Here is a 15,547-nt window from a genome sequence, read left to right as displayed (position 1 = left end):
CCTGCCTTGACCTGATCCCCCTCCCCGCTGAAAATGCGCGACGCTTTTCCCGTCTCCCCGTTTACTGAAGTAGTGAAATTTCAATGTCCGATTCCCGCACCGAAGAATCCGTAGTCGCCTTGCAGTCCAAAGCTGAATACGAAAACGCCATCAATCTTTCACAGCACGTGCCGGCGGCCAAGACCATCAGTGAAATGGTGCTGGACGCGTTCCACACCTCCAAGGAAAGCGACCAGATCCGCGAGCTGCGCGTGGCCATCCGCCAGGCCCACGACGCCTTCGATGACGACAAGGCCTACGACCTGATGGGCGAGCTCAAGCAGCTCAAAGACGCCGAAGCCGCCGACAACGCCGCCCTGGAAGACCTGAACACCAAGTTCTCCATCAGCCGCATCCTGTCCAGCTTCAAGGACGACCCGGAGTTCCAGGAGCTGGTCTACGGCCTGGCCCTCAAGGTACTGAACCAGACCCACCAGGCCATCAGCAACCCGAGCGCAGGCAAAGGCAAGGCTTCCCGCCCGAAGAAGGAAATGGAAGTGTTCGCCATCAGCAAGGACGGCATCAGCGTCACCCTGCCGCTGCGTTCGCCGCGCTCCAAACCGAACGTGGATCGCGAGGCGTTTGAGTTCCTCGGTTTTACCTTTGTCGGTGAAGGTGACGAGGCGGAACTGGAAGTTGAAACCTTTGTGGATAACTCGGGCGCCGAACAGCCGCTGACGCGTAAAAGCATCATCAGCGCACTGCAGCAGCAGACGGCGTTTGAGGGCTACAGCATCGCCCAGCAGTAAAATCGGTGGCCCCTGTAGGAGCGAGCTTGCTCGCGAAAAACGTCAACGAAAACGCAGCGCGTCTGGTTTAACGCGGCGCTCTCAAGTTTTTCGCGAGCAAGCTCGCTCCTACAAGGAACTGAACACCTCGCGAAACCGCTTCATCTCATCAGCATTCCCCACGGTAACCCGCACCCACTGCGGCCAGTTTTGCCACACGCGCCCAATCTTCACGCCCTGCTCGTCCAGCCGCTCGATGACCTGTTCCGCCGGACGGCGCACATCAATCATGAAGCAGTTGCTGTGAGACGCCGTGCAGGTGAATCCGCGGTTTTTTAGCCAGGCCACCGTCTCATCCCGCAACCGGGTATTGAGCGCCTTGCGCGCCGGCACCAGTTGCGCATCCGCAAGGCTGGCGCGGCCGGCGAGCAGGCTGGCGGCCGCCGGCACGTTGTCCCCGCCAAACACCGCCAGTTGTTCCAGCAACTGCGGGTGACCGATCGCCAGCCCCAGGCGCGCACCGGCCAAGCCGTAGATTTTCGAGAACGTACGCAGCACCAGCAAGTCGTCATGGTCCCTGACCCACGCCACGCAACTGGGCGCATCGCTGAAGTCGATATAGGCCTCGTCCACCAGCAAAATGCTGCCTTTGGGTTTGTTCGCCAGTGCCTGTTCGATGGCCTTGGCGGGTGTGAGGGTGCCGGTGGGATTGTTCGGGTTGCAGAGGTAGATCAGGCCGGGCTGCCGGTCAATGGCGAGCATGGCGGGAAGGTCATGGGCGTGATCGGCGGTGAGATCGACTTCGTGCACCCTGGCCTTGCGCGATTCGGCAGCCTGGCGCGGTACTTCGTAGGAAGGCGTGGCCATCACCAGGCTGCGGGTTTCGCTGGTAAACGCCAGCACCGCGTAGCGCAACGCAGCCATGGAGCCGGCGAACACCGCCACCTGCTCCTCCAAAATGCCCTGCTGCTGGGCAAATTGTTCAACCAGCGCGTACATCTCCGGGTACGGGTAGCGCCCCGAAACGGCAATACCGCGCAGCATGGCCTGCCGCGCGGCCGGCGAAGGACCGTAGGGGCTTTCGTTGTAGTTGAGCAGCACCTCGGGCGGCGCCACGGCGGGGCTTGCTTCAGCCCAGTCCAGGCGACCCAGCAACGGCAAGGCTGCGCCCAGTGCGATCAGGGAACGACGACTCACGTTGACCATGATGACCTCTCCTTGTCGGCTCGCAGCTTCAGGTGCGGAATTCGCGCCCGTTCCTACAGTTGGGTATGACGAGGAAAACATCCGGTGATTTACCCGCCCAACAAAAAGCCCCGCACTTCATACCGAAGGCGGGGCTTTTGCGTTTCTGGCTAGTTGGAATGAAAACGCCGGTTCAACGCGATCCGCTTGGCCTCCACTGCCCGCAGGTGTTGATGGTGACGCCGCCACAGCACCAGCACGATGACCAGCACCAGCAACGCCAGGCCACCGCCCCACAACAGATACGGCATCGCCGTGATCAACAACGGCGCATCCCCACCGCGACGCAGGCTGGTCACCTCTTCGGAACTGACGCTCAGCGCCGGGTTGCCGAAGGTCTGCAGGCTGTAGTTGGCGATGGCGGCGATTTGCGCGTCGTTCAGGTCGCCACCCAAAGCCGGCATATTCACTGCGCCGTCGGCACCTTTACGGTCGATGCCTGCAATGATTGCCATCACCAGGTTGTTGGCCTGGTTGCCGTTGAGCGCGGTGTTGAGGCTCAGTGACGGGTAGAACTTGTCCGCCGAGCCCTGGCCATCGCGGCCGTGGCAGCTGGAGCAGGCCGAGTTGTAGAGGCGTGCGCCATCCAGGCCAGTGGCATCGGCCAGTGAGGCTTGATCGCCCTGGCCGGTTTCCAGGGCGCTCATGTCCACCGGCTTGACGTCGCGCACTACCCGCTCGGTCTGCCCGGGATCGCGGATCGGCGGCACGCTGTGCAGGTAGGCGGCCATGGCGTGCAGGTCGCTGTCGCTGAGGAAGCGGAAGCTGTTTTCCACCGCTTCGGCCATGCCGCCTGCCGCTTGGGCCTTGTCGGCGAGGTGACCGTTTTTCAGGAAGTTGACCAGGTCGTCCTCGCTCCAGTCGCCGAGGCCACTGACCTTGTCGGAGGTGATGTTGGGCGCAACCCAGCCCCCCAGTCTGGCGCCGGCCAGGTACTGGCTATTGTCCTCGGCCATCAAGGCATTACGTGGGGTGTGGCAGGCACCGCAGTGGGCGAGGTTGTCCACCAGGTATTGGCCACGGCTGACCTGTTCGGTAGCGCCTGGCTTGGGCACAAAACCCTGGCTGTCGAGGAACACCAGGTTCCAGCCGAACATCAGTTGGCGGATGTTGAACGGGAACGCCAGGTGCGTTTCCGGCACCGGCTGGTCCACGGCTTTGACGCCCTGTTGCAGGTACACGTACAAGGCGTGGATGTCGTCATCACTCATGCCCTGGTACGAGGTGTAAGGCATCGCCGGGTACAGGTGCTGGCCCTTGGCGTTGATGCCTTTGCGCAAGGCGTCCGCCAGTTGCTGCTCGGTGTAGTCGCCGATGCCGTAGGCCTTGGACGGGGTGATGTTGCTGGAGATGATCTTGCCCATGGGTGAGTCGATCACATACCCGCCGGCCAGCGGCGCGCCACCGTTTTCGGCGGTGCGGTGACAGGCTTCGCAATCGCCGGCACGGGCGACATAGGCGCCCTTCTCGATCAGCGCATCGGTGTCTTCTGCGGCAAACACCGGCAACGCGGTGAGCAGCAAGGCCAGCAGCGGAAATTTAAGCAATCCCATGACCTAGACCTCCCGCGCAATGATGTCGGCCATACGGATACTCAGCGCCACGCCGGCCAGGGTCGGGTTGATGGTGCCGGAGGCCGGGATCACCCCGGTGGTGGCGAGGAACAGGTTGGCGTGGTCGTGGGTGCGGCACTCGTGGTTGACCACCGAGTCCTTGGGGTTGGCGCCCATGATCACGGTGCCCATCAGGTGGTCGCGGTTCTGGTAGCCGGTGTTGTCTTCCACCACCGTGCCGCCCATCAGCTGCACAAAGTGCGCATAGTCTTCGGTAACACCGGCCTTGGCCGCCTTCACGTAATCGCCCACCTCGTAGTTGACCACCAGCATCGGGATGCCCAGGGCGTCCTTGCGGGTGCGGCTCGGGCGTACGGTGTTGGTCGAAAGCGGCAGGGTTTCGTAGACGGTGGAGACATCAACCCAGCGCGCCGCGTCATGGCGGATGCGCTCGTCCAGTTCCTTGCCGTACACGCCTTGGGCGATCAGGCGCTTGGCCACGGCGATGTTCGGCACGTTGTTGGAGATCGAGTGTTTGACCGACGCCCGTTCCTTGCGGAACTCGCCGTCGCGCCGATTGAAAATACCGCCTTGCTGCACCGCCCCGCGTCCCGGCCACAAAGGCTCGTCGGCGATAAATTGCAGGCCTTGGCCAGTGTGGTCCATCAGGTTGCGACCGACCTGGTCGGAGGAGTTGGCCACCTCGGAAATCAGCAGCAGCTTGGGGGTTTCCAGGCCGTGGGCGGCAACGATGAAGTACTTGGCGGTGAGCCGCACATCGGCACCGGTGGAGCTGCGGTAATGAATGGCGACGATCTTGTCGTCCGCGCCTTTTTCCAGCTTGTAGGCGGTGGCGTCGGTGATCAGCTTGGCGCCGGCCTGTTCGGCATGGCGGGCGTGCACATCGCCGCTGTACATCGCACCGATGGGGCAGACCGGCATGCAGTTGTTGTTGCCGCTGCACGCCGGGCGCCCGTCGTAGGGTTCGGTGGCACGGCCGTTGGGCTCATGGATAAAGTGATAACCGGCCGGGGCCATGCGTTCACGCAGGCGCTGGAACAGGTAGGTATCGCCCTCCGGCGCCATCGGATAGGGGCTGGAGCGCGGTGGGAAAGCGCCGCCGCCCTGCCCGCTCTGGTCCTGGGTGTCACTGCCGCACACGCCCAGGGCAATTTCCGCACGTACGTAATAGGGTTCCAGTTCGCTGTATTCCAGCGGCCAGTCGCGACCTACGCCGTACAGCGTCTTGAGCTTCATATCGTTGGGCAAATAACGCCAGCACGCCGCCGCCCAGTGCCAGGTGGTGCCGCCCACCAGTTTCAACATGCCGGGGCGAAACTCGAAAGAACCGGTGTTCTCGATGTATTGCTCATCATAAGAATGATGGGCCCACGGCTCATTGGGATAGGGTGAGTTGTAATTGCCCTTGTTCGACGAATTACGGAAGTTCTCGACTATCTTCCAGCGGGGAATATGTTCACCCGCTTCCAGAATAATCACCGACTTGCCGAGTTTGGCCAATTCAAAGGCTGCGTTACTGCCTAATGCGCCGGAGCCAACCACAATGACATCGGCGTCAAAATCCTGATTCATATAAGTGCCTTGTCTTAGTCGTTGGCCAGCGTGGCCGGGGGATTGACCCAATAATTGGTTTTTCCCCGGGAGTACGTCGGGATCACTGTGGCGTCTGCGGTCGGCTGGTAGGCCAGCGCGCCGGTGAAGGTCACCAGCCGCGTGCCGTCGGTAGCGCGCAGGGACACCGGCGTGCCGGTGTAGCCCAGGTACCAGGCGGAGACGATTTTCTGTGTCGTATCCTTGATCACCGGGTCGCGATAAAACGGGCTGCCGGACAACTGGCCGACGCTACGCACGTGATGCTGGCCAACCTTGCTCCACAAGGCTTTCATCTTCTGCGGAAACTCGGGGTCGTTCTGGGTGCACTGGGCCAGGATGCGCAAGGACAAGGCGGCATCCAGGCTCGGGCGTTCGAGGAGGAACATCGACAATTGGCGGAAGGATTCGACGTCGTCGCTGGCGGCGCTGCTGACTTCCTGGGCCAACGCAACACCGGCCCACAGCGGGGCAAACAGGCCGGCACCGGTCAAGGCTGCGCCTGAATACAGGAGTTTTCTTCGGGTTATCACGGGGTATCTCCTCATAAGTCGAACAACTATCGGCGCAGAGGCCAAGTTCGACTTCACTGCAAAAGGCTGAGTACTTCGTTCACGGAGGTTGAACGGACTTTAAGAGCCCTTTTTATAACTGCCAGGAGAACGCCAAGCTGTCATGCAGCTTGTTAATTATGGATTTGAGCAATAACGCGACCGTCTATAACAGCCGCTAAACACCGTACAGCAATTTATCCCGCAATAACATGAAACATCCCCGTGGATACTGGCTCAGTTGTGCAGGTAATCCGCGAGGGGATACTTCGCGCACAAGGTTTGGGCCTGCAAACGCAGGGATTCCTGTGCATTGGGATCAAGGGTGAACTTGTGCTCGTTGAGGGGCGTGACGGCATCGAGTACCCGGCACACCAACTCGACGACCTGACGGCATCCGGAAGCGTCGAGGTAGCGTTGGGCCATTGAGCCGGTGCCGATACACAACCCGCCAGCGACAAATGACGGTCGCGTCTCCCCCGGTGCGCGATGTTTATCCACGATGATGCCGCACTGCTCCAGGGCCGCCTGGGCGATGGAGCCGGTGATGCCACCACGCAAGCGGATCAGCACCGAGTGGTTTTCACTGCGCCCGCCCACCACCTCGTAGTCGCAGGCCTGAAACGCATTGGCCAGTTCGTCGGCCGTGGTGCGAATCCGCGCCATCCAGGCATCGAAATCCGCTGACATGGCGTAGCCAAATGCGGCCGCCTTTGCCGCGATCATGTTGAAGGCCGGTGCGCCCTGCATCCGTGGGAACACGGCTTGATCGAGGAGACGACTGAAAGTGGTCTTAAGGCCGGGCACCTTGGTTTCAGCGTCGAGACCGGAAAGGATCAGGCCGCCGCGAGGGCCGCCAAGCTGCTGGTGAGTACACAGCGTGGTGACGTGTGCTGCGTTGATCGGGCTCGGATGACGCCCGGTGGCGACCAGGCCGGCGATGCTCGAAATGTCCGCCAGCAGGATCGCCCCGGCTTCATCGGCAATCCTGCGGAACCGCTCGAAATCGATGACGTGCGAGTAGGCCGTCGCACCGCAGATAATCACGCGCGGGCGATGGGCCAGCGCCAGTGTGCGCACCTGTTCGTAGTCGATAACGTCTTTGGAGGTGGTGCCGTATCTGAGCGCCTTGTAGTACGCCCCGGTGAACGCGACAGGGCTGCCATGACTCAGGTGCCCACCGTGATCGGTGGCCATGCCGAGCACCGTGTCTCCCGGCTCCAGCAAGGCCGTCAGCACCTGGTAGATCGCCGTCGACCCCGAGTGTGATTGCACGCCGGCGTAGTGCGCACCGAACAGTTCACACGCTCGGCGGACAGCCAGGGCTTCGACCCGGTCGGCGTTCTCGCACCCGGCGTGATGGCGCCAGCCAAGCGCGCCCTCGGCGGTCACATTGACCAGCAGCGAGGCGGACGCCGCCAGGATGTGCGGTTTCACTGCACAGGACGAAGCGGCCAATGACAAGGTGTGGTGTTGGCGCGTGACTTCCGCATCCAGCAGCCCCGCCAGCTCCGCGTCCGCTGCACGTAGATCCGCCAGCCCTCGTTGCAGCAGGCCGGCCTGGTGGGTAAGTGGTTGCGTGTGGACTGTCATAGTCTTGGGTTCCTTCCCTGAAAATCGACTTCGCCTTTCCATTCGGCGCAGGGCAATTAAGCAGAAAAATGAACATTTTCCAAATTAAATGATTCTTTTTGGCCGCACACAGGGGGACAAGACGCGGTTTTCCCTGACTGGATGATGGCCCATCGCCAAAAAACTGATCACGGTCTTTATTCTTGTAGCGGGTGCATGCAACACTTCGCGCCGCGGCGAAGCACGCGACCCAGCGCAATATGGACGCTCTGTGTAAAACATAAGGAAGTGGTGGGCATTTGATTCACAGAAGAGAACGCACCGAGTATTTGAAGAGCAATATCAAATACCTGATCAAAAGCCGTGGAGAAACGCAGCTGTCGTTGTGCAACTCGGCCGGCCTGACCAGAACCACGATCTACAACATTCTGGAAGGCAAGGTCGTCAACGTTCAGCAGTCCACCATCCGCAAGATCTCGGATTTCTTTGGCGTGTCCTATGAAGAAATCGAGACCCTCGACTTTGAAGAAAAAGAGATCATCGACAGCAGTATTTCCCCCCAGGGAAATATGAACCCCGCCGCCGTGCCGATCATCAAGCAAAGCCAGGTCATGGCGAGCATGGACAAGCGCATTGGCGAACTCGCCACGCTGTACCCGCTGACTTACTACTTCGGCACTTCCTATAACTTGATCGCCGTGCTGCTGGAGCATGCAATTGCCGGCGTCAACGAGCCGGGGGATTTGTTGATCGTGCAGAAAGGTACGTCGAGCGACGATAAGGAAAAGTTGGTGTACGACAGCGTCAGCAAAAAACTATTTATCACGGATGAAGCGTGTATCAGCTCGGATCGTATCTGTGTGGTGGGAGATATCATCGAGGAGCGCTTCAATGACAACGTATGAGCACGAAGTCGAGAACAGCAAATACAAACTGCTGGGGTTCGAGAATGACAAGAGCCTGGCGGTGATCATGGTGATCGCCACGGGCAAGATCATTCGGGTAAAGCTGAGCGAAGTGCTGAACAGCGAAATCATGGACAATTTAAATAAAATGGAAGTCAAGAACATGTATAAGAAGTTCTATTCACAGGGCGGCGCGCTCACCGCCTACGACATCAACGACCGCAACGAGAACTCATGGATGATTTACATCATCCTGAACCTGCTGCTCTTTACGTTCTATATCTTCACCAGCATTGCCGCGACCAAACCTATTTACCTGGAGTCGCTGGGCATCATCGTCACCCCCGGCACGTTTCTCTACCCGCTGACGTTTCTGATCGTGGACCTGCTCAACGAGCAATTCGGCCTCCGGCTGGCGAGACGGGCCATCCTGTTTGCGTTTGCCAGTAACGCGATGATCATCATCCTGCTCTACGGCTCGACCTTCCTCCCCGGCTTGCCAGGCTGGAAACTCGATGGGCCGTATAACGACGTGATCATTCAGGTGTCGTCGGTACTGATCGCCTCCTCGGTTTCGTTCCTGGTGTCGGAGAACATCAACTCGTACCTGCTGTGCAAGATCAAAGAGCTGACCAACTCCAAGTACCTGTTCCTGCGCATTTTCCTGAGTACGTTCTTCGCGGTGATTATCGATAGCTTCCTGTTCTGCTTCATCGCGTTCTACGGCGCCATGCAGACCAGCGACATCCTGAACATGATCTACGTGCAGATCGCGATCAAGGTCTGCTTTGCCTTCATCAACATCCTGCCGGCCTACGGTGCCCGTTCGCTGTTCAAGCGCTACATCACGGGCGATACCCAGGCCCAACCGCACGCCAGCTGATGATCGTTCCCACGCTCTGCGTGGGAATGCCGCGTTGGACGCTCCGCGTCCGCCTTTGTGACGCGGAGCGTCACGGGATGCATTCCCACGCGGAGCGTGGGAACGATCGACAGGTCTGCTTTGCCTTCTTCAATATCCTGCCGGCCTATGGTGCCCGTTCGCTGTTCAAGCTACATCACGGGCGATACCCAGACCCAACCGCACGCCAGCTGATGATCGTTCCCACGCTCTGCGTGGGAATGCCGCATTGGACGCTCCGCGTCCGCCTTTGTGACGCGGAGCGTCACGGGATGCGTTCCCACGCGGAGCGTGGGAACGATCGACATCACGCCAGTTTGCTTTTCAGGCTCTGCATGACGGCTGCCTTGTTTTCCAGGTAGTCGTTCAGGCCACGGGCGCGAAGGTTGCACGCGTCGCAGTTGCCGCAGCCCGTGCCGATAATGCCGTTGTAGCAGGTCAGGGTCTGGTTGCGGATCAAGTCCAACTGGTGGTGATAGTCCGCCAGGGCCCAGGTCTCGGCCTTGTTCAGCCACATCAGCGGGGTTTCCAGGCGCACGTCGTATTCCATGCCCAGTTGCAGCGCTTTATTCAGCGCCTTGACGAACTCGTCACGGCAATCGGGATAGCCGGAGAAGTCGGTTTCACACACGCCGGTGATCACGGTTTCTGCCTTGACCTGATAGGCGTAGATCGCCGCCAAGGTTAAGAACAGAATGTTCCGCCCCGGCACGAAGGTGCTCGGCAAACTCTCGCCTGAGCTGTTCACCGTAGGTACCGGAATGTTGTCGCGGGTCAGGCTGCTGATGGCCAGCTCGTTCAACAGGGACACGTCCATCACCTTGTGAACGGTGGCACCCAGCTGTTTTGCGAGCTTCTGTGCAACTTCGATTTCCGCCACATGCCGCTGGCCATAATCGAAGGTTATGCAGTGCACTTCGTCATACAGCGGCAGTGCCTGGATCAGGCAGGTGGTCGAGTCCTGCCCACCACTGAATACGACAACGGCTTTTTTACTCATCATTCTGCTTCCTGCATTGATCAAATGTATAGGAGCGAGGGGACGCCTGGTTCTTGCTCGCGAAAAACGTCCATGATAACGCAGCGTATCGGGTTTAACGCGGCGCCCTCTGGTTTTTCGCGAGCAAGCTCGCGCCTACAAAAAAGCCCCGCGCTTCTCACGAAGGCGGGGCTTTTTCTACTTCATCCACTCAGTGGGCGTAGGTCAGCAGCAACTCTTTCGGCACCTGGAAATCCAGGGACATCATCACGCTCAAGGCGGTGATGGTGAAGATCGAGAAGACGAACAGCTTACGTGCCCAGACGGTGTCATCCACCGCCTTGTAGCCGGTCCAGGCCATGTACAACCAGTACATGCCCATGGCGGCGGCAACGGCAAGGTAGCTCATGCCGGCGTAGCCACTGAAGGTCAACATCAAGGTCGCCACGAGGAAGGCCAGGATGTAGAGCAGGATGTGTTTCTTGGCGACCTTGATGCCACGCTTGACCGGCAGAACCGGAATCGAGGCAGCCAGGTAGTCATTGAAGCGGAAGATCGCGATGGCATAGGAGTGCGGCATCTGCCACAGGCTGAACATCACCAGTAGCACCAGCGCGGCCATGTCGAAGCTATTGGTCACAGCCACATAACCAATCACCGGCGGCATCGCCCCCGACAGACTGCCCACCAGCGTGCCGTGAACCGACTTGCGCTTGAGGTACAGGCTGTAGAAGCCGACGTAGATGACAAAACCGATCACGGCAAACAGCGCCGCCAGCGGGTTGGCCACCTTGTACAACAACACCACGCCGGCGATACCCAAAACGGTCGCGAAGACCAGTGCCAGCTTCAGGGAGATAAGGCCCTGGACCAGCACACGATTCTTGGTGCGCTCCATCTTGATGTCGATATCGCGGTCGATGCAGTTGTTGAATACACAACCGGAAGCTACCACCAGGGACGTGCCGATCATCGCAGCCAGGAAAATGGCCAGATCGACATGCCCCTTGGAGGCCAGGAAGAAACCGCCTGCCACAGAAAGCACGTTACCGAAAATGATCCCCGGTTTGGTGATTTGGATAAAGTGCTTAAGCGACATCGGGTCTTACCTCACTTCGCCATCATGAACGTATGGATGCTGAACATGATCCATACCGACAGGCCAACCAGCAGGAGGATCACCAAACCTGCGAACACGAACGCAATCACGTTATCGCGCTGAGCCTTCGAGCGGTCCAGGTGCAGGAAGTACACCAGGTGAACCAGAACCTGAATCACCGCGAACGCCAGGACGATCATCAAGGTGATCGACTTCGGCAAGGTTGGGTACATCACCAGGCCGAACGGGATCAGCGTCAGGATGACCGACAGGATGAAGCCGATGGCGTACGACTTGACGCTGCCGTGGCTGTCATCGTGGCTGTCATGGGAATGTGCATTAGCCATTACAGAGTCCCCATCAGGTAGACAACGGTGAAGACGCAGATCCAGACCACGTCCAGGAAGTGCCAGAACAGGCTCAGGCAGCTCAGGCGAGTCTTGTTGGTGTTGGTCAGGCCATGTTTGTTGACCTGATACATCATGGTCGCCATCCAGATCAGACCGGCAGTCACGTGCAGACCGTGGGTGCCTACCAGCGTGAAGAACGCCGACAGGAAGCCGCTACGGTGCGGGCCGTAACCTTCGGAGATCAGCAGGTGGAACTCGTTGACCTCCATGCCGATGAAGCCCAGGCCGAACAGGAAGGTCAGTGCCAACCAGCTCAGGACGCCTTTCTTGCTGCCCTTGTAGAAGGCCAGCATGGCGAAGCCGTAGGTGATCGAGCTGAACAACAGCAAGGCGGTTTCGCCGAGCACGTAAGGCAGTTCGAAGATGTCGTGGCCCGACGGGCCACCCGCTACGTTGTTTACCAGTACCGCGTACACCGCGAAGATCGACGCAAACAAGATGCAGTCGGTCATCAGGTAGAGCCAGAAACCGAATACGGTCATTGGCCCCGAGTCGTGGTGATGGTCATCGTGCCCATGGTCATCGACATGGGCGTGTCCAGCATTGGTCACTAAGTTCGACATGGTTTAAGCCTGTTCCAACGAGGTTTCAACACGGTTGGCCGGGATCTTCTTCTCGGCAACCAGGCGAGCGTGTTGCTCGGCTTCGATGCGTTCGATCACGTCGACCGGCACCATGTAGCCTTGGTCATCACGGGCAGCGTGAACGATGAAGTAGCCGATGGTGCCCACCAGGCTGACGATGGCCAGCCACCAGATGTGCCAGATCATCGCGAAACCGAACACGGTCAACAGCGCGCCCATCACAACGCCGGTAGCGGTGTTGTTAGGCATGTGGATCGGTTCATAACGAGCTGGCTTCTGGTACGCAGTACCGTCTTCCTTGGCTTCGGTGAACGGATCGATGCTGTCGGCCTTCGGCAGTACGGCAAAGTTGTAGAACGGCGGTGGCGACGAAGTCGACCATTCCAGGGTGTGTGCATTCCATGGGTCGCCGGATTCGCACATGTTCTGCTTGCGATCACGCACGCTGACATACAGCTGAATCAACTGGCAGGCGATACCGACAGCGATCATCAGCGCACCCACCATTGCAACGTACAGGTACGGTACCCACTCAGGGTTGGTAGTGGCGTTCAGACGACGGGTCATGCCCATGAAGCCCAGTGCATAGAGCGGCATGAACGCGACGAAGAAGCCCGAGATCCAGAACCAGAATGCAGCCTTGCCCCAGCCTTCGTGCAGCTTGAAGCCGAACGCTTTCGGGAAGTAGAAGCTGAAACCTGCGATGTAGCCGAATACTGCGCCGCCGATGATCACGTTGTGGAAGTGAGCAATTACGAACAGGCTGTTGTGCAGTACGAAGTCAGCACCCGGGATGGCCAGCAGTACGCCGGTCATGCCGCCGATCGCGAAGGTCACCATGAAGCCCAGGGTCCACAGAACCTGGCTGGTGATACGCAGACGACCGTGATAGATGGTGAACAGCCAGTTAAATAGCTTCACCCCCGTCGGGATAGAAATCAGCATCGTCGCCAGTCCGAAGAACGCGTTGACGCTGGCCCCCGAACCCATGGTGAAGAAGTGGTGCAGCCAAACCATGAAGCCCAGTACCGAGATCGCGCCCGAGGCGTAGATCATCGAGTGGTGACCGAACAGGCGCTTGCCCGAGAAGGTCGAGATCACTTCAGAGAAGATACCGAACGCTGGCAGGATCAGGATGTACACCTCAGGGTGACCCCATGCCCAGAACAGGTTCACGTACATCATTGGATTGCCACCAAGTTCATTGGTGAAAATGTGGAAATCCAGGTAACGGTCAAGCGACAGCAACGCCATGGTTGCAGCCAGGATCGGGAACGATGCAACGATCAGTACGTTGGCCCAGGTGCAGGTCCAGGTGAAGATCGGCATGTCCATCAGCTTCATGCCCGGGGCGCGCATTTTCAAGACGGTGGCCAGGAAGTTGACCCCCGTCAGTGTCGTCCCGAGTCCTGATAACTGTAGCGCCCAGATGTAGTAATCCACACCTACGCCCGGACTGTAGGCCAGGCCCGACAACGGTGGATACGCAACCCAGCCGGTCTTGGCGAATTCGCCGACGCCCAGGGACAGGTTGATCAGCACTACGCCGGATACCAGCAGCCAGAAGCTCAGGGAGTTCAGGAACGGGAACGCAACGTCACGCGCACCGATCTGCAGCGGCAAGGCAAGGTTCATCAGGCCGGTGAAGAAAGGCATCGCCATGAAGATGATCATGATCACACCGTGGGCGGTGAAGATCTGGTCATAGTGTTCAGGGGGCAGGTAGCCAGGCGAACCCTCGGTGGCCATGGCCAACTGGGTACGCATCATGATGGCGTCGGCAAAACCACGCAGCAGCATGACCATGGCAACGATGACGTACATGACGCCGATTTTCTTGTGGTCGACCGAAGTCAGCCATTCGGTCCACAGGTAGGTCCACTTCTTGAAGTAAGTGATACCTGCAAACAGTGCCAGACCACCCAGCGCGATCATGGCGATGGTCACCATCACGATCGGCTCGTGGAACGGGACCGCATCCCAACTTAATTTACCAAACATCGTTTACTCCTCTGCCCCAGCAGTTGAATGCGAGCCCGTGTCAGAACCTTCAACCGCGGCCACTTCTTTCTTCTCGTGCTTGACCGGCTTGCCTGGCTTCATACCTTCGTACTTGTCGACGATTTTCTGAAACAGGTCCGGCTCGTACGTGGAGTACAGGGCGACTGGGTTGTTCTGGCTTGGTTTGGCAAGGGCATCGTATTCAGCTTGATCAAGCTGTTTAGGTGCGGCCTTGACTTCGGCTACCCAGGCGTTGAAATCTTCCTGGCTCGTCGAGATCGCTTTGAATTTCATGCCGGTGAAGCCAGCACCGCTGTAGTTGGCGGAGATGCCTTCCATTTCAGCTTTCTCGTTCGCGATCAGGTGCAGGCGAGTCTGCATGCCTGCCATCGCGTAGATCTGGCCACCCAATGCAGGGATGAAGAACGAGTTCATCACGGCGTCGGAGGTGATCCGGAAGTTAAGCGGGGTGTTCTCCGGGAACCGGATCTGGTTCACCGTGGCGATACCCAGGTCCGGGTAGATGAACAGCCACTTCCAGTCCAGCGCGACCACTTCGATGTTGATCGGCTTGACGTCGGAGTCCAGCGGACGGTACGGGTCCAGCTCATGGGTCGACTTATAGGTGATGTAACCCAGGGCGATGATGATGAGGATCGGCACCAGCCACACCGCGATTTCGATCTTGGTGGAGTGCGACCACTTCGGCGCGTAGGTGGCGCTGGTGTTCGACGCGCGGTATTTCCAGGCGAAAGCGAACGTCATGATGATCACGGGCACCACGACCAACAGCATCAGCAGGGTGGCGGTGATGATCAGGTTGCGTTGATCCAGACCGACCTGACCTTTAGGGTCGAGCAAGGTCCACTTGCAGCCTCCCAGCATTAATATCATGCCGAGCAGCGGCAAAAAGCCTAGTAATCGGGGGTACCTGTTTTTACTCATCTCACGACCTCTAAAGCAGCTTGCGCAATGCAGTTGGGTTTTGATCGCCAACACTTCACCCTGCCAAGGGTTGGCATTTCTCTTCGATTGAATAAGGGCCTGCCCGTCGCACCTTGCGCGAATCGACACGTCCCGGGCTAGCGGTGAGTTCTTATTCGAATTCGTTGGTCAAAGGCCTTGTTACAGACCAATTCCATTTGGTGCGGATAGTTGAAAGGCTGCCGGCACCTGGGGTCGCATGAAACGTTACATCCGCTTCTCGACCGCCCTAGTTTGCTCACGGGTGAGCAGCACCGGACATTCAGTGCGGGCGATTGTAGTTAGCTAGCGATGTATAAACCATGTCTTATCCAGAAATAATTTTTATCGTTTCCAGCAATAATCCTTCACCATTATTGCAAAGGTCCGCGATCGTATCGCGTTT

At 58.8% G+C, this 15,547-nt stretch carries 14 protein-coding genes; 3 read left to right on the top strand and 11 right to left on the bottom strand.

Annotated elements, in window-relative coordinates:
* Positions 1–83: 83 nt before the first annotated feature.
* On the top strand, positions 84–788 hold the full coding sequence (locus ACUN0G_RS18930) for a hypothetical protein (RefSeq protein ID WP_258347735.1): 705 nt from the start codon (positions 84–86) through the stop codon (positions 786–788).
* Positions 789–896: 108 nt separating this feature from the next.
* Here ACUN0G_RS18930 and ptaA read toward each other — a convergent pair whose 3' ends face one another.
* The 5 genes from ptaA to glyA form a co-directional block, all read right to left on the bottom strand.
* Complete coding sequence (gene ptaA, locus ACUN0G_RS18925) at positions 897–1,973, bottom strand: pyoverdine biosynthesis transaminase PtaA (RefSeq protein WP_445574009.1); 1,077 nt, start codon at positions 1,971–1,973, stop codon at positions 897–899.
* 149 nt (positions 1,974–2,122) lie between these two features.
* On the bottom strand, positions 2,123–3,565 hold the full coding sequence (locus ACUN0G_RS18920) for a c-type cytochrome (RefSeq protein WP_445574008.1): 1,443 nt from the start codon (positions 3,563–3,565) through the stop codon (positions 2,123–2,125).
* Positions 3,566–3,568: 3 nt separating this feature from the next.
* Positions 3,569–5,158, bottom strand: a complete 1,590-nt coding sequence (locus ACUN0G_RS18915; protein WP_167662841.1) for a GMC family oxidoreductase — start codon at positions 5,156–5,158, stop codon at positions 3,569–3,571.
* 14 nt (positions 5,159–5,172) lie between these two features.
* Entirely contained in the window at positions 5,173–5,709 is a 537-nt protein-coding gene (locus tag ACUN0G_RS18910) for a sugar dehydrogenase complex small subunit (protein WP_445574007.1), read from the bottom strand.
* A 255-nt stretch (positions 5,710–5,964) separates the two neighbouring features.
* Positions 5,965–7,320: a serine hydroxymethyltransferase gene (gene glyA, locus ACUN0G_RS18905; RefSeq protein WP_445574006.1), complete on the bottom strand. Its 1,356-nt coding sequence runs from the start codon at positions 7,318–7,320 to the stop codon at positions 5,965–5,967.
* Positions 7,321–7,598: 278 nt separating this feature from the next.
* Between glyA and ACUN0G_RS18900 the strand changes: the two genes are divergently transcribed.
* Positions 7,599–8,204, top strand: a complete 606-nt coding sequence (locus tag ACUN0G_RS18900; RefSeq protein WP_421524197.1) for a helix-turn-helix transcriptional regulator — start codon at positions 7,599–7,601, stop codon at positions 8,202–8,204.
* Positions 8,191–9,087 (top strand): queuosine precursor transporter, encoded by an 897-nt coding sequence (locus tag ACUN0G_RS18895; RefSeq protein ID WP_421524198.1) that lies wholly within the window; start codon positions 8,191–8,193, stop codon positions 9,085–9,087. Before ACUN0G_RS18900 ends, ACUN0G_RS18895 begins: the two co-directional genes overlap by 14 nt.
* 325 nt (positions 9,088–9,412) lie before the next feature.
* Here ACUN0G_RS18895 and queC read toward each other — a convergent pair whose 3' ends face one another.
* The 6 genes from queC to cyoA form a co-directional block, all read right to left on the bottom strand.
* Complete coding sequence (gene queC, locus ACUN0G_RS18890) at positions 9,413–10,105, bottom strand: 7-cyano-7-deazaguanine synthase QueC (protein WP_445575571.1); 693 nt, start codon at positions 10,103–10,105, stop codon at positions 9,413–9,415.
* A 190-nt stretch (positions 10,106–10,295) separates the two neighbouring features.
* A complete protein-coding gene (cyoE, locus tag ACUN0G_RS18885) occupies positions 10,296–11,183 on the bottom strand; it encodes a heme o synthase (RefSeq protein ID WP_445574005.1) in 888 nt (295 codons plus the stop codon).
* Between the two features lie 11 nt (positions 11,184–11,194).
* Positions 11,195–11,530 (bottom strand): cytochrome o ubiquinol oxidase subunit IV, encoded by a 336-nt coding sequence (cyoD, locus tag ACUN0G_RS18880; RefSeq protein WP_003216374.1) that lies wholly within the window; start codon positions 11,528–11,530, stop codon positions 11,195–11,197.
* The gene (locus ACUN0G_RS18875; RefSeq protein ID WP_008435616.1) at positions 11,530–12,156 is read right to left on the bottom strand and encodes a cytochrome o ubiquinol oxidase subunit III; all 627 of its coding nucleotides are present in this window, start codon (positions 12,154–12,156) and stop codon (positions 11,530–11,532) included. Before ACUN0G_RS18875 ends, cyoD begins: the two co-directional genes overlap by 1 nt.
* A gap of 3 nt (positions 12,157–12,159) precedes the next feature.
* Positions 12,160–14,178 (bottom strand): cytochrome o ubiquinol oxidase subunit I, encoded by a 2,019-nt coding sequence (gene cyoB, locus ACUN0G_RS18870; RefSeq protein ID WP_003216371.1) that lies wholly within the window; start codon positions 14,176–14,178, stop codon positions 12,160–12,162.
* A gap of 3 nt (positions 14,179–14,181) precedes the next feature.
* Positions 14,182–15,123, bottom strand: coding sequence for a ubiquinol oxidase subunit II (cyoA, locus tag ACUN0G_RS18865; RefSeq protein ID WP_445575570.1), 942 nt, complete (start codon positions 15,121–15,123; stop codon positions 14,182–14,184).
* Between the last annotated feature and the right edge of the window lie 424 nt (positions 15,124–15,547).

This window comes from Pseudomonas sp. 32A (assembly GCF_052682255.1).
The sequence above is the reverse complement of the archived record's forward strand: the minus strand, read 5'-3'. Positions and strand labels throughout refer to the sequence as shown.

Excerpts from the sequence above, each read along its gene's own strand:
- ACUN0G_RS18930 (WP_258347735.1), top strand. The coding sequence starts at position 84 with ATGTCCGATTCCCGCACCGAAGAATCCGTAGTCGCCTTGCAGTCCAAA.
- ptaA (WP_445574009.1), bottom strand. The coding sequence starts at position 1,973 with ATGGTCAACGTGAGTCGTCGTTCCCTGATCGCACTGGGCGCAGCCTTG.
- ACUN0G_RS18920 (WP_445574008.1), bottom strand. The coding sequence starts at position 3,565 with ATGGGATTGCTTAAATTTCCGCTGCTGGCCTTGCTGCTCACCGCGTTG.
- ACUN0G_RS18915 (WP_167662841.1), bottom strand. The coding sequence starts at position 5,158 with ATGAATCAGGATTTTGACGCCGATGTCATTGTGGTTGGCTCCGGCGCA.
- glyA (WP_445574006.1), bottom strand. The coding sequence starts at position 7,320 with ATGACAGTCCACACGCAACCACTTACCCACCAGGCCGGCCTGCTGCAA.
- ACUN0G_RS18895 (WP_421524198.1), top strand. The coding sequence starts at position 8,191 with ATGACAACGTATGAGCACGAAGTCGAGAACAGCAAATACAAACTGCTG.
- queC (WP_445575571.1), bottom strand. The coding sequence starts at position 10,105 with ATGAGTAAAAAAGCCGTTGTCGTATTCAGTGGTGGGCAGGACTCGACC.
- cyoE (WP_445574005.1), bottom strand. The coding sequence starts at position 11,183 with ATGTCGCTTAAGCACTTTATCCAAATCACCAAACCGGGGATCATTTTC.
- cyoD (WP_003216374.1), bottom strand. The coding sequence starts at position 11,530 with ATGGCTAATGCACATTCCCATGACAGCCACGATGACAGCCACGGCAGC.
- ACUN0G_RS18875 (WP_008435616.1), bottom strand. The coding sequence starts at position 12,156 with ATGTCGAACTTAGTGACCAATGCTGGACACGCCCATGTCGATGACCAT.
- cyoB (WP_003216371.1), bottom strand. The coding sequence starts at position 14,178 with ATGTTTGGTAAATTAAGTTGGGATGCGGTCCCGTTCCACGAGCCGATC.
- cyoA (WP_445575570.1), bottom strand. The coding sequence starts at position 15,123 with ATGAGTAAAAACAGGTACCCCCGATTACTAGGCTTTTTGCCGCTGCTC.